This window comes from Bacteroidota bacterium (genome assembly GCA_018266835.1).
Taxonomy (GTDB): domain Bacteria; phylum Bacteroidota; class Ignavibacteria; order Tepidaquicellales; family Tepidaquicellaceae; genus JAFDZO01.
The window spans coordinates 138,419-152,608 of record JAFDZP010000002.1 but is presented as its reverse complement, the minus strand read 5'-3'; the positions used below and the strand labels follow the sequence as shown (position 1 = coordinate 152,608).

Here is a 14,190-nt window from a genome sequence, read left to right as displayed (position 1 = left end):
CCTTTTCTTTTTATATTTAATTTTATTTTGAATTTATCTTGCAGTTAAAAACTCAAGAATTTTTTTCCAGTCTTTATTGAAGTCGTATTCAAATCTTTCTTCGGGACTTAATTTAAATCCATGCTCTAAAGAAAATACTCCCTGCTCAAGATCTCCGATTGAAAAATATATCTTTGCCTTTTCAAAATGCGGGTCTGCCCATGAAGGATTTAATTTTAAGCTTTCATCAAGCGCCTTAACTGCATCATCATATTCTTTTGTATCGCAAAGAACGCATCCGTAATCAAACCATGCATCGTAGTTATCAGGGTCAAGATTTAAAACTGTTTCATAGCTCTTCTTCGCATCTTCAAGTCTGTTCAATGCAAATTCAGCATCGCCCTTTAAGTACCAGATGTCCGAATAATCTTTACAAAGCACAAGAGCAGATTTCAAATCTTCAATTGCCTTTTCATATTCCTTCAGATTAAAGTAACAGTTGCCGCGGCCGTAGAACGACTCGTAATTTTTTACATCATATTTAATTGCATCTGAAAAATACTTTATCGATTCTTCATACTCTCCGATTTCCTCATATGAGTTGCCGATATTCTGCAATGCGAATGCATTATCTTTTTTATACTGAAGCGAAATTTTATAATACTCAATTGCCTTATAAAATCTTCCCACGGATGCATATGCGTTTCCGCAGTTATACCATGCAGGAGCAAAGTTGCTCTTAATGGCTAAGCACATCTCATAATTTTCAATTGCCTGCATATAACGTCCCATTCTGTTAAGAACGATGCCTTTATTATACCAGCAGTTGAAGTTCAGCGGATTTTTATCCAAGTGCGCATCGTATGCAACAAGAGACTCGTCTAATCTCTCAAGAAAATCATAGCAGTAGCCGAGCTCATAATAAGCATCGATGTTTTCAGGATAAAGCTTTATAATTTTTTCGAAGCACTCACATGCTTCAGTAAATTTTTCTGTCTTCTCGTAAGTTAATCCAAGATTGAACATTGCATCAAGATTTTCAGGATTGAATGAAAGCGCCTTCTGAAAATTCAGAATTGCCTTCTCGTGATTTTCTGAATTATCCAATGCAATTCCTTTATTGATATAAAGGTCAATATCGGTGGGATTCAATGTTAAAGCCTTATCGAAGTATTCGATAGCTTCATCATATCTGCCTAATCCGTCTAAAATAAGAGCTTTTTTATGCCAGGAATCTGTAGAGTATGGATATAAATCAAGTAGTACGTTTACGTAGTTTAGTGCTTTATCGAAGTTGCCCTTATCGAAATAAAGGTTTACTAATTCTTCAAGATTTTCCGCGTCTAAGTTGCTTAGTGTTTCTTCTTCTAATTTGGATATTCTCTTTTTTTCGTCGTCGTTTTTATTGTTCGAGTCGTAGTAGTCGAGATCATCAAAATTTTCCATTTTACCTCTGTTAATTTTGCTTTAAATGAATCAAGAATAAATTATATAAAACCTCAGCATAAGTCAAGTAATTAGTACTGAGGTAAATTTTTTTGGATATGTAATAATTTAGAACTTTAATTTTTTATCCGTAAATTGTTACTTATATTATTTAACCAACAATATGACCGAAAAATTTCAATCTTACTTACCAAAGAAGTCTAAATTAAAAACTTTAATTTACACAAAGAAGAGTTACAAAGCTACAATCACAATTAACCGCGAAAAGAAGCTGAATTGCTTAGATTTGCAGACAATTCAGGAACTCACTGCCTGCTTTAAAGATGCAGCATGGGATGATAACATCGCAGTCGTTGTCCTTACCGGAACAGGCAAGCGCGCTTTTTCAACAGGTGCTGACCTTGATGAGCAGCAAAAATATTTCTTAGGAAATCCGAATGACTACTATAAATGGATGTATGAATTCATACAGCTCCATGAAGTAATGCGTAACTTAGGAAAGCCAACCATTGCAAGACTTAACGGAATGGTAGTTGGCGGCGGGAACGAGCTTAACATGAGCTGCGACCTTGCAATAGCTGCTGACCACATTATTATAAGACAAGTCGGCGCTGCGCGCGGAAGCGTAGCTGCTGCAGGCGCTACTCAATTTTTACCGCTGCTTGTCGGAGACAGACGTGCCCGCGAGATCTTATTTTTATGTGAGGAAATCCCTGCATTAAAAGCGCTTGACTGGGGACTTGTAAATCAGGTTGTCCCTTATGACGAGCTTGATGCTGCAGTTGATGTAATGGCTGAAAAACTTTTCAATAAACTGCCTGAGTGTCTGCGTTATGCAAAGCAGCAGCTCAATTACTGGAGAGATGTTTCATGGCATACTACAATCGGTCACGCTAGGGACTGGCTCTCCATTCATAATCATTCTGCCGAAGTGAAGGAAGGTATTTCTGCTTTTAACGAGAAGAGAAAAATAAACTACAAAAAAGTTAGAAAGACAAAATAAATTAAACACACTTAAATGGGATTAGTCAATTCCTTAAAGTTCAATGGTTATTCGGGGGCAATAATCACTGACGAAGAATATTATATTCTGGGCAGGCGCAGGGCGCAGATAGCCGATTCTCTTCAGTCACTTCTCTCCGATGAAATCAGTAATGAATTCGGAATTGAAGCAATCTATGGCGGTACCGGTGCAATCGCTTTTACAAATGAAGTTATTGTAAAGACGAAACAGGCAATTGAAAAAAAATACAAAGTATATAAAAGAACGAATGATGCCAAGGACGGATTTAACTCCGTTGAGGAAATTGCGCGGATTGCTTTCATAACTTTTCAGGAAGTCTGCAGAGATAAAGTTGATAAGAAGCTCTATGGTCTTTTCGGATTTACGGGGGAAGACCTTATTAGAGGTTTTTATATGATTGATGAAAAGAAGATAGAGATTAAAGAAGAGAAAGTTATAAGCAAGGCGCTGAAGATAATGACTAACGACGGCGCTGCCGGATGTAAAGATATTTTTGATAACTCCGGTATGGTTGTCGGAACAGATATGACCAATGGATATGCTTCGTTTGATTTTTACGGAGGCTCAACTCAGTTTTACCTTTCAACAGGATTGTATAATGCGCTCGGCGCAGGTTCAACATCCACTTCGTTATATTTCTCCAATCTTATAAATTCACTTGCATTAAATGAGCGCAGAGACGGCATTGATAAAGTCTTTGGATTAGTTGAATTGATAAGAGGTACAAACTATTCTCTGGAAAAAAATAACGAGATAGGCGGTTACTATAATATTCTTTACCTCAATGGTAAAGGAAAAAATCACAAAGAGAGATTAACGGAAATCACGGGAGATACTGCTCAAATTACTAAAGAAATTGTATCAGCTTATGATAAAGGCTACCTGAAAAAAGAAACATGTTTTAACCTTATAGATAAAATTTTCTTTTCAAAATCGAAACCTAAAATTGACGATCTTGAAAAAGAAATGTATGCAGGCTGCAAAAACAAAGAAGACTTAAGTCTTTATCTCAGGGGGTACAAAATATGACAGTAATCAACGCAATTAAGTTCGATAAAAACACAGGGGCAATGTGCTGTGATGAGCAGACGACTATCGGAGACGTGAGAAGAATGATGTCTTCTGATAAAATCCAGCAGATAGTTCCTACAGCTATAAGAAAAAATGTAAAGCTTGAAGTATTATACGGCGGAACGGGTACAACTGCAATTGGCGATGAAATCCGTAAAGGGATGAAGACACGATTATTAAAAGAATACGAAGAGCTGAAAAACAAAACGAAGGAAAGAATAGACCACTTAAAAACAATTGATGAAATTGCTCAGATAGGTTTTGAAGAAATGATGAAAGTGAAACACAGACACGTGAACGATATAATAAAAGGATATTTCAGTTTTGAAAGCAAGGATTTCAATCAGGGATTTTACAATAAGGAAGAAGATAAAAAAATTGAAATTTCCCAGAAAGATGTTAAGGATAAAGTCTTCGGATTAATTAACTGGAAGGATGCAGAAGAGGCGGACGGAATTTTTCTCAATGCAGCTATTATCTGCGGATTTGATGAAACAGGGGAGTTTAAAATTTTTAAGCTTAACTTGAAAACAGATATGACGTGTGATTTAGTGCCGAGTATTTTTGAAACAGTCGGCTCAGGCTCTGATGCATCGCAGATTATTTTTGCAGCTTATTCAGGAGTAAAAACTCTTGATGAGAGAAGAAATAAAATTGACAGAGTTGAAGGGATAATTCAGCTGATTCGCGCAACGAATGCTGCTGCAAGATTTAATATGGGAGTCGGAGGTTATTTTAATATAATTTATTTTGACGGTACAAAAGATTCTCCGTCGGAGCGCTTAGTTGAAGTGATGGATAATAAGGCAAAACTTGCCAGCGAACTTGTTCAGGCATACTATAGTAATTTTATATCCGATAATAATGCTTATGAAATAATAGATGAGCTGATTTATAAGAGAAAGAAATCATTCAAAGAAATGAATGCTGCATTCCTGAAAGCTTCCAAGAATAAAGCAAAGATGGAAAGATTCTTACGCGGCTATAAAGTAGCTTAATAGAAAGAAAAAAATTAAACGGGCTGGAACACAATTTTGAGTTCCAGTCCGAAAGACTGCTCGAATAAATCCTTTCGCAGATTCACTCCCCACATTTCAAGAGTTGGTTCAGTATTATTTTTTGTTCCGATTGTGATTACAAGTGTTTTGTCTTCTATTTTAATTCCAAGGTTATTCACAAGTGATTTGTGGCTTCTATCCAGAGTGTCCGCAATTCGTAAAATTCCTGCAAGCTTTCTAATCTTCTCCTGCATTTCCACATCAAGTTTATTGAAATTCTCATGCTTCATCTTTGGATGTGACTTCCTGTGATAGCGGGCAACGTTTGCAATGAGTTCAATTTCGTTTTCATTGAAGCCGAGCAGCTCGGAATTTCTTATTAAGTAATATGAATGTTTGTGATGCTGCGAGTGTGAAATGTAATATCCTACATCATGCAATAAACATGCGGCTTCAAGGCACTCTTCATCGTTTTCAGTCATTGAATACTTCTCTCCAAGGAAATCAAAAATTTTAACTGCAATGCTTCGTGTCTGTTCAGCATGTTTGCCGTCGAACTTCATTTTTTCACCGAGACCTATTACGCTTTTGTATCTAACGTTCGATAAGTGGCTGGTTAAATCATCTCCTGCAAAATTTGAAATGGTATCGAAGATTATTCCTTCTCTAAGAGCGTAACTGGAAACAGTAAGTTTTTTGAATTTCAGTTCTTCAAAAATCTGCTCAAGGATAATTGCTCCCGCAGTTATAATATCGGCACGCTTGGGGTCAATGCCGGGAATTTTCAGCCTCTCGTTATGATTTTCCGCTTTTAAAATTTTCTTGACGGCAGATTCCATCCCTGATTTATCGTATGAATATTTATTCATACTGATATTGTCTTCGAACTCAAATTTATTGTCTGCGCGGATTAAAAATCCTATATTGGAAATTGTACCTGATGTTCCAACTACTAAATCATACTCTTCATTTTTTATCTCACGGACAACCTGAGTAATAACTCCTTTTACAAATAATCTTGCTTCTTCAATTGAACTCTTCTTTACTTTATCATCAGGAAAAAACTTCTGAGTCATTCTCACTGCGCCGAGCTTTATGCTGTTAGCATATTTTATATTTCCTCTTTTACCAATAAGAAATTCAGTACTTCCGCCGCCGATATCGATTACTAAAACTTTTTCATTGTAAATTGGTAATGCCTGTAGTGCTCCAAGATAAATTAAGCGCGCTTCTTCGTTTCCTGATATAACTTCTATTTCAATTCCTGTATCATGCTTTACTCTTCTTATGAATTCGTCTTTATTTATAGCTTCTCTTGTTGCGCTGGTTGCAACTGCACGGATTTTTTCAACTTCGAATGACTGACAAACGAGCTTGAATCTTTTCAGAACGGAAATACCTCTCTGCATTGCTTCTTCAGTGATGTACTTCATATCATTAGATGCATTTCCAAGCCGCACAACTTCTTTATCTTTTGTAAGCACTGTAAAACTTTTGTTGCTGTGTATCTGTGCAACAACTAAGTGAAATGAGTTTGTGCCTATATCTATAGCGCCGAGTGTTTCCAAGTTATTTTACGGGTTTTAATAATTTTAACGCTTTTTCGTAAACTTCATCAACAGTTATTTCGTTGATGTTATCTGATTTCGACTGTATGTACAGTTGATTTTCAAATTTCGGCGACCATTCCCATCCGGGAGTAGGACCGAAGAGTGATATTAATTTTGTCTTCACAAATCCCGCTATGTGCATCGTTCCTGTATCATTAGTAATATATAAATTTAATTTGCTTAAAACTGCCGCAACGTTTCTTATCTTTTCATTTTCAAGAAAAGTAATTTTTAACTTTTCTGCAACAGCCTGCTTTTTGAATTCAAATGCAACTTCATCATCCATCGGTCCGATTGTTAAAAGAAACTTTACCTTTGGATTATCGCTCAACTTCTTCGCAAGCTTTATAAAATTTTTCACGCTCCACCTGTTAGGAGGTTTGCCTGCGCCTATGTGCAGACCTATTACAATATCGTTCTCACGAAAATAAGTCGAATAAAATTTATCTGCAAATGCAATTTCGCTTTTGCTTAAATTAAGTTCAACATTCTGAATTTCTTCTTTTGTTAATCCGCAGCCAATTTGTTTTGCAATAGATAATGTTCTATCCCACTGATGAATTTTATCCTTATCCCAACTGAATTCTTTTTTTATATCGAGAAGAAATTCGCTTTCGTTTATGAGTAATCCGTCTTTAGTGACAATCTGTGAAACACCGACTCTTATCTTCGCGGCTGATAAATGATTTATCAGATGCGATGTCTTTGAAAAAGAAACTGTGCTGGGAACAATACCAATATCGTATTTCCTTTTTTTAAGCTTAGAATAAAAATTCAGTAAACTTTTCGGCGAATCTTTTTTATATAAAATTATATGGTCAAGATATTTATTGGAAGGGGAGTTTAAAATTTCATAATTATCGGGAGAAGCAACGAGAGTTATTTCGGCATTAAAAAATTCTTTTCGTATTGATGCAAACATTGGAAGTGAGCAGAGCATATCTCCAAGCTGGTTATGCTGGCGCACAATCAATATGCTTTTCACCTTATCGGGTGAAATTTTCCCGGCACTTATATTTCTGGTCTTGGAAATTGATTTAAGTAATTTCAGTGCCAATTAAACTATTTAAGTTCTTCGAATTGCGCTTCTATTGCTTTGGATTTATCCAGATTGCTTTTTGGCTTTGGAGGTGCGGAGTAAGGCGGGTTTGTATTTGCCTTACGTGATAAACTTGTTAAAAACATTCTTACAAGAACTTTGATAACGTAATACATAAAAAATCCTATTATTAATATTCCAAGTGCTCTTATCATTTTGCAATCCTCATTTCGCAATCCTTTTGGATGCAGGGTTAAAATATGATAAAGAAGGATGGTCGTTTTTTAAGATCTCTGCAAGGAGATTCTGGTAATCCTGTTCGTTGTTTAAAAAATCTACTTCGTTTGTATCTACAATCATAACTTTAGTTGCTCTGTATCTGAAGAAAAAATAATTGTACGCTTCGTTCAGATCGTTTATATACTGCTCGGACATATTTTGCTCGTAGCTTCTGTTCCTGTACATTATGTTATTCATAAGTCTCTCAGTAGTTGACTGAAGATAGACTATTATATCAGGTACTATAACTGCTTTCTCTATATTACTTGTTATCGTCTCGTAAAGTTTCAGTTCGTCATCGTGCAGATTTAAGTAAGCGAAAATCTTATCCTTCTCAAATATATAATCTGCAACAATATATTCGTGAAATAATTCCGGCTGCTTTAGTTTCTGTAGCTGCTTAAAGCGGCTTAGCAGAAAATAAATCTGAGTATGGAAAGCATATGCTTTCGGATTCTCGTAAAATCTTTCAAGAAAAGGATTCTCATCGAAATCTTCCAGCACAAGCTGGGCGTTGAGTGATTCGCTTAATCTTTTTGAAAGTGTGGTTTTCCCGGCGCCGATAACGCCTTCAATTGCTATGTATTTAACTTTATTGCTGCTCAAATTTTGAATGAAAACCTGCTTTCAATTTATCGTTTGAATTTTCTAAAATCTCAGAAATTTTTTTCTTAGTAACGGGATGAACAAAATCAGGTTCGATCTCATTCAACGGTACCAATACAAAATTTCTGTCTTCGATATGCCTGTGGGGAATCTGGAGATTCTCGCCGTCGTAAACCAAATCTCCAAAGAACAAAATATCTATATCAATCTTTCGTGATTTCCACTTATCCGTTTTATCACGCCCTAATCTTTTTTCAATATCTTTTACTTCTTTTAAAAGCTCAGGATAGTTAATGCCAGTTTCAATTTCAATTACTGCGTTTAAATATTCATCCTGCTCTGAAAATCCCCAAGGCTCAGTTTCATAAACTCCGGAGAGCTTAACAACATTCGTCTGAGGAATTTTTTTTATCTCTTCGATTGCTTCTTCAAGATACTTTTTTCTATCGCCGATATTTGAGCCCAGTCCGAGAAAAACTTTTGTCATCAGACTCAGGATTTTGTATTAATTATTTCTACAGAATCAATTATTCCCAATGGAGCATTCGGTTTTCTTATCTTCACAGTAACTTCTTTTACAAGCTTAAATTCTTTCAGAACCATATCGCATATATGCTGATTCATTGTTTCAATCAGGTGGAATTTATCTTTGTGAAATAACTCTTTCACTCTGTTATAGACTTCAAGATAGTTCACCGTTTTATGCAGGTCATCAGAATTTTGCAGCTCGGATAAATCACATTGCATAACTATATCCACTTCAAACAAGTTGCCGTATTGCTTTTCGTAATCCAATACTCCATGGTATGCATAGAACTTAGCGTTATTTATTTTTATTGTAGTCAATAATTATTTCTTCTTTCCTTTTGATTTCACTGCTGCTTTCTTAACAGGAGCAGATTTTTTCACCGCTGTTTTCTTTGCAGCAGCTTTCTTTACAGGTTTTGCTGCAACTTTCTTTGTTGCTTTCGGAGCTGATTTTTTTACCGGAGCTGATTTTTTCGCTGCAGGTTTTTTTGCAGAAGCTTTCTTAGCAGGAGCAGCTTTACCTGCTTTTTTATCCAGAGCTTTTTTTACTGTGATACCCATATCAGCAGGTGATTCAACTGTTAAAATTCCGCATGACTTCATTACTTTCAGTTTCTCTTCTGCTGTTCCTTTTCCGCCAGCAATAATTGCGCCTGCATGCCCCATTCTTCTTCCGGGAGGAGCTGTTCTTCCTGCGATAAATCCGATAACAGGTTTCTTTACATTCTTCTTTATATAATAAGCAGCTTCTTCTTCTGCGCTTCCGCCAATTTCACCAATCATTATAATTGCATGTGTATCTTTATCTTCGTTGAATAATTTTATTGCATCTATAAATCTTGTTCCGATAACAGGGTCGCCGCCGATACCGATACATGTTGACTGACCTAAGCCGAGTGATGTTAACTGAAACACTGCTTCATAGGTAAGAGTACCGCTTCTTGATATAACACCGACGTTTCCTTTTTTGTGAATGAAGCCCGGCATGATTCCGATCTTACATTCGCCGGGAGTAATTATTCCGGGACAGTTTGGCCCGATAAATCTTACGTTGCCGCCTGCATTATTTTTCTTCTGTACAAAGTCATAAGCTTTAATCATATCCTTTGTAGGAATTCCTTCTGTGATACAAACTATAACATGAATGCCGGCATCTGCTGCTTCGATGATTGCATCCGCTGCAAATGCTGCAGGTACAAAAATTACTGATGCGTCTGCGCCGGTTGCTTTCACTGCATCTGCTACTGTATTGAATACAGGAACAGGTCTTGTGAACATGTCTTCACCCTTGCCTGAGTATTCGGTTCCGCCTTTGCCTGGTGTAACACCTGCAACTACATTCGTTCCGTATTGAAGCATTTGTGAGCAGTGAAATGTTCCTTCACCGCCGGTAATTCCCTGTACTACTACTTTGGTTTTTTTATTAACTAATACGCTCATTTATATTGTATGATTTTTTATAATTTTTTATGTGTGTTTCTTAATTCTTTTTTACTGCGTTGCTTTTAATTTTCCATTTGCCGTTTGCATCTGCAACAAGTGTATATGTTACGGTCAAATCCGATTCAACTTCTTTACTCTTAACTTTATCAGTCTTTTTAACTTTTACTTTTATAACTGCAGTAGATCCTTTTTGTGATACAAGCTCAGGCTCGGTAAGCACTACAAACTTTTTAGTGTTTTTATAATTTGCTTTGAATTTATCGAGTGAGTTGCTATCCCACACTTCATTTGCTTTCTTCATGTTGCCGTCGAAACTTCCTGACTCTGACACACCGCGCTTGATGTATTCAAGATAATCTTTCACTGCAGATTTAGGGTCGCTGAATTTTTTATTTAATTCTTTTTCTTTTTCAGTAAACTTTTTTTTCTGCTCTTCTTTTTTAACTTCTTTTTTTGTTTTAGTAGTGTCTTTAGTTATTGCAGCAATCGAATCTTTCTTTGAAAGTTTTTTTGTAGTGGTATCCTGTATGCCCTGCTTTTTTAATTCTTCTTCTTTTAGCTTTAAGAACTCTTCTTTTTCCTTAAGCTCTTTTTCCTTATCGGAGGAAGTTTCCTGCGGCGGGGGAATGAATGTCTGCGGCTGCTCTTCTTTTTTATTACAACCTGCAATGATAAGCAACGAAATAAATATCGCTGTAAATAATAAATTCTTACGGTTCATGTTATCAAAATTTATTCAAATTACCCTTTTCTTGTTTTATATTCAATTTAGAAAATTTAACAATTACTTTATAATTTTTCTCTTATTTTGCGGAAAAAAACATAGTCGTACGACTACTTTTTTTCTTTAATTTAATTATTATTTAACGTATTTTGTTTGTCAAGCAGGTATAAATGTCAGGAAGTATAAGAAATAGAGTCGTTGTTCTACTCACCGTTGTCGTCGCATTTTTTATTGCGGGACTTTTCATGTTGAACATTCTTGAAAAACAGAAGGTTGATAGAATATACGGCGATATTACAAAAGAAGGGGCTGAGTATTACGATAAGGTAGTTTCTCTCAACAGCAAGATGATGGAGACTGTCGCTGATTTTAATTTAAGCGTCTGGTCTGAGATGGTAAATTTTCTTAAAACCCGTGACAGAGAATTTGCAAAAGAAAATATCGATTTCCTTCTAGGTAAAAATTACAATTACTCTGCTGCTTACATTTACGATTTAAATTTTGATTTAGTCTATTCCAATAGTTCCATTGACGGACCTTACAAAGAGTTTCCGCTCGCAAAAGAAAAACTCAAAGAAATTTTCAGATACTCAAACACTCCAAGCTTTTTTGTAAACACCACTAAGGGTCTTATGGAAGTGAAAGCTTCTACAATTCATCCGACAGGTGACAACATGCGTAAGACTCCGGGACAGGGATATTTTCTTTTGGGAAAACTCTGGGATACGGACTACATGAACGGCCTCACCGACCTTACAGGTAACAGGACATCGCTTACAGAAATTACTGGGGAAGATACGGTTGAAACAGTTCAGAAGCTTGATAACGGAGTTATAAAAGTTTACAAAATTATTAAGGATTTTGAAAACAAGCCGATTGCAAAAGTTCAGATAACAGTTGACTCTCCCGTTGCAAAAGAAATTTTAAAGACATCTACATTTTACTTCATACTGTACGTTGTATTTTCCATCATACTTATTATAATACTTTTACTTTCACTTTACGGATGGGTAACGCGTCCGCTTAACGCCGTATCAAAAAGTCTTATAACGGAAGATGTAACGCAGCTGCAGCCCATAAAGCTTCAGCACTCTGAGTTCAGTGAAATTGCTAAGCTTATAGAGGGCTTCTTTATTCAGAAGAAAAAAATTGAAGACGAAGTAAAAGTAAGAAAAGAGACTCAGGAAAGTTTAAAGCTGTTCTCCCACTGTATTAAGAACTCATTGGATGCAGTAATCATCTGCGATATATCGGGACACATACTCTATTATAATGAGACCGCTTCAAATCTTTATCAGTACGGAATTGATGAGCTTGTCAATCAGCACATTTCTATTTTAAACGGAGATGAACCGGAAGTATCAGAGGCAGTGTTCAAATCACTTACTGAGCAGGGTGGTTGGGTCGGTGAAAAACTTGAAAGAAAGAAAGACGGCTCTATATTCCCGATTTACATGACGGCTTCTCTTATAAAGAACGACGAAGGAAAAATTATTGCCATCAGCGGAATTATAAGAGACATTACAACAAGAAGAAAACAGGATAAGGAATTAATAGATTCTAAAGTCGCCGCTGAAAAAGCAAACAAGACTAAGAGTGAATTCCTTGCAATGATGTCCCATGAAATCCGTACTCCTATGAATGCAATCATCGGCTTCACTGAGCTTCTGCTCGGCAGCAAGCTTGATAAAGAGCAGGCTGATTACATGAAGACGATTCGCATCAGCGGAACTAATCTGCTTAATATTATAAATGATATTCTTGACTTCAGTAAAATTGAGTCAGGAAAATTTGAACTTGAAGATAAGCCGTTCAATTTAATACGATGCGTTGATGAAGTAATAAGTACATTAAGCATTCGTGCCTCTGAAAAGGGAATTAAGTTACTGAGAGTCTTCGGTAAAAATACACCTGAGATAGTTTTAAGCGATGAAGTCCGCATAAGACAGATTTTAATGAACCTTGTAGGTAACTCAATTAAGTTTACAAACAGAGGCGAAGTAATTATAAAAGTTGATGCTGAATATTTATTTGATGAAAGAAAATGGCAGTTGAAATTCTGCGTGATAGATTCCGGTATCGGTATTCCACCGGATAAAATTAATAAGCTCTTCAAACCGTTCAGTCAGGTTGATTCATCCAATACAAGAAAGTTCGGCGGCACAGGTCTGGGACTTGTTATCTGCAAACGTCTCTGCGAGCTTATGGAAGGCAACATCTGGGTTGAAAGTATTGTCGGCAAAGGCTCAGTATTCTATTTTAATATTAAAGCAAAAGCTACCGATGTAAAAACTCAGCAGGCTGCAGAAGTAAAGACTAACGGATATCACAAAATGGATTACGTCTTCGCCGAGAAAAATCCGCTGAAGATATTATTAGCTGAAGATAATCTTATCAATCAGAAGCTAATTGCAAAAGTGCTGGAACGTTTCGGATACAAAGCTGAGATCGTTTCAAACGGTCAACAGGTATTAGAGAAAATCAACAAAGAAAAATACGATTTAATTATTACGGACGTACAGATGCCTGTGATGGACGGACTTGAAACAACCCTTGCCATACGTGCATTGCCCGATGATGAATTTGATAACAGAAATCTCTACATCGTTGCATTGACTGCATCGGCGCTGGAAGAAGAGTACAATAAGTGTTTTGAAGTTGGTATGAATGATGTGATACTTAAACCAATCGATATAGTAAAATTATCGGATAGCCTTTCGCGCGCATATACAAAAATTCAGGAATACAGAGCTGAAAAAGTAAGCTGAAATTATTTGGATTTTTTTTCTTTTATAAACATCGGTATCATTGATATGAACAGTATTACCGTTGAAAGTATAAAAGATACCACTATTGCCGTTAAACTCATTTCACATTTTTTAGTTCTTAAAACTACTTTTTTTAAATTACCTCAGTCAGGTTTTAAAATCCATTTAAAAATTTTTCTTTAGTAATAGGTAGAAAGTAGAATGTATAAAGTACATTTCACAACTACATTTATTCACCCAAGTTGTCATTCCCGTCCCGCACCAAGTGAGGAATAAACTCCGGCGGGGGCACGGAAATCCAATCAGCATCAGAGTAACATTATTGTCACATTTTTATTCGTCCTCTCCTAGAAAATGAAGGGGGGCTTGTCCCACTCGTTCCAATGCTCTAGCGTTGGAACGGATAGTCGCATTATTGTCATCCCGCTAAAGCGGGACTCCGCTTCGCTTCGCATTCTGAGGCACAGATTATTATGATTTTTATGATGTCACTGATTATTACAATAGTAACATTATTGTCACATTTTGTTGCGGCTGACCTGACAGGTTTTTAATCCTGTCAGGTCGAATAATAATAGTCGCATTATTGTCGCATTTTGTTCCGGCTAACCTGACAGGTTTTTAATCCTGTCAGGTCGAATAATAATAGTCACATTATTGTCACATTTTGTGTTC

Annotated in this window: 13 protein-coding genes; 4 read left to right on the top strand and 9 right to left on the bottom strand. The window is 36.3% G+C overall.

The window, feature by feature from the left end; genetic code table 11:
• Nucleotides 1-33: 33 nt before the first annotated feature.
• On the bottom strand, nucleotides 34-1,425 hold the full coding sequence (locus JST55_02505) for a tetratricopeptide repeat protein (protein MBS1492351.1): 1,392 nt from the start codon (nucleotides 1,423-1,425) through the stop codon (nucleotides 34-36).
• A gap of 163 nt (nucleotides 1,426-1,588) precedes the next feature.
• On the opposite strand from JST55_02505, the gene JST55_02500 reads away from it, so the two are divergent.
• From JST55_02500 to JST55_02490, 3 genes are read left to right on the top strand one after another with little or no spacing between them, the layout of a single operon-like run.
• Complete coding sequence (locus JST55_02500) at nucleotides 1,589-2,428, top strand: enoyl-CoA hydratase/isomerase family protein (protein ID MBS1492350.1); 840 nt, start codon at nucleotides 1,589-1,591, stop codon at nucleotides 2,426-2,428.
• 15 nt (nucleotides 2,429-2,443) lie between these two features.
• Nucleotides 2,444-3,478, top strand: coding sequence for a hypothetical protein (locus JST55_02495; GenBank protein ID MBS1492349.1), 1,035 nt, complete (start codon nucleotides 2,444-2,446; stop codon nucleotides 3,476-3,478).
• Nucleotides 3,475-4,518, top strand: a complete 1,044-nt coding sequence (locus tag JST55_02490) for a hypothetical protein (GenBank protein ID MBS1492348.1) — start codon at nucleotides 3,475-3,477, stop codon at nucleotides 4,516-4,518. Before JST55_02495 ends, JST55_02490 begins: the two co-directional genes overlap by 4 nt.
• 14 nt (nucleotides 4,519-4,532) lie before the next feature.
• On the opposite strand, the gene ppx is transcribed toward JST55_02490, so the two are convergent.
• Genes ppx through JST55_02450 form a run of 8 tightly spaced genes read right to left on the bottom strand, consistent with a single transcriptional unit; the run spans nucleotide 4,533 to nucleotide 10,744 of the window.
• Nucleotides 4,533-6,086: an exopolyphosphatase gene (gene ppx / locus JST55_02485; GenBank protein ID MBS1492347.1), complete on the bottom strand. Its 1,554-nt coding sequence runs from the start codon at nucleotides 6,084-6,086 to the stop codon at nucleotides 4,533-4,535.
• Nucleotide 6,087: 1 nt separating this feature from the next.
• Nucleotides 6,088-7,185 carry a glycosyltransferase family 9 protein gene (locus JST55_02480; protein ID MBS1492346.1) on the bottom strand — a complete coding sequence of 366 codons (1,098 nt, stop codon included), beginning with the start codon at nucleotides 7,183-7,185 and terminating at the stop codon, nucleotides 6,088-6,090.
• 5 nt (nucleotides 7,186-7,190) lie between these two features.
• The gene (locus JST55_02475; protein ID MBS1492345.1) at nucleotides 7,191-7,382 is read right to left on the bottom strand and encodes a hypothetical protein; all 192 of its coding nucleotides are present in this window, start codon (nucleotides 7,380-7,382) and stop codon (nucleotides 7,191-7,193) included.
• Between the two features lie 10 nt (nucleotides 7,383-7,392).
• Nucleotides 7,393-8,052, bottom strand: a complete 660-nt coding sequence (locus tag JST55_02470; protein MBS1492344.1) for a deoxynucleoside kinase — start codon at nucleotides 8,050-8,052, stop codon at nucleotides 7,393-7,395.
• Entirely contained in the window at nucleotides 8,039-8,539 is a 501-nt protein-coding gene (folK, locus tag JST55_02465) for a 2-amino-4-hydroxy-6-hydroxymethyldihydropteridine diphosphokinase (GenBank protein MBS1492343.1), read from the bottom strand. The genes JST55_02470 and folK overlap by 14 nt, the downstream gene beginning before the upstream one ends.
• A gap of 5 nt (nucleotides 8,540-8,544) precedes the next feature.
• Entirely contained in the window at nucleotides 8,545-8,898 is a 354-nt protein-coding gene (gene folB, locus JST55_02460) for a dihydroneopterin aldolase (GenBank protein MBS1492342.1), read from the bottom strand.
• A gap of 3 nt (nucleotides 8,899-8,901) precedes the next feature.
• Nucleotides 8,902-10,020, bottom strand: a complete 1,119-nt coding sequence (gene sucD, locus JST55_02455; GenBank protein MBS1492341.1) for a succinate--CoA ligase subunit alpha — start codon at nucleotides 10,018-10,020, stop codon at nucleotides 8,902-8,904.
• Nucleotides 10,021-10,060: 40 nt separating this feature from the next.
• Nucleotides 10,061-10,744, bottom strand: a complete 684-nt coding sequence (locus JST55_02450) for a hypothetical protein (GenBank protein MBS1492340.1) — start codon at nucleotides 10,742-10,744, stop codon at nucleotides 10,061-10,063.
• 173 nt (nucleotides 10,745-10,917) lie between these two features.
• Between JST55_02450 and JST55_02445 the strand changes: the two genes are divergently transcribed.
• Nucleotides 10,918-13,515, top strand: coding sequence for a response regulator (locus tag JST55_02445; protein MBS1492339.1), 2,598 nt, complete (start codon nucleotides 10,918-10,920; stop codon nucleotides 13,513-13,515).
• Nucleotides 13,516-14,190 lie beyond the last annotated feature (675 nt).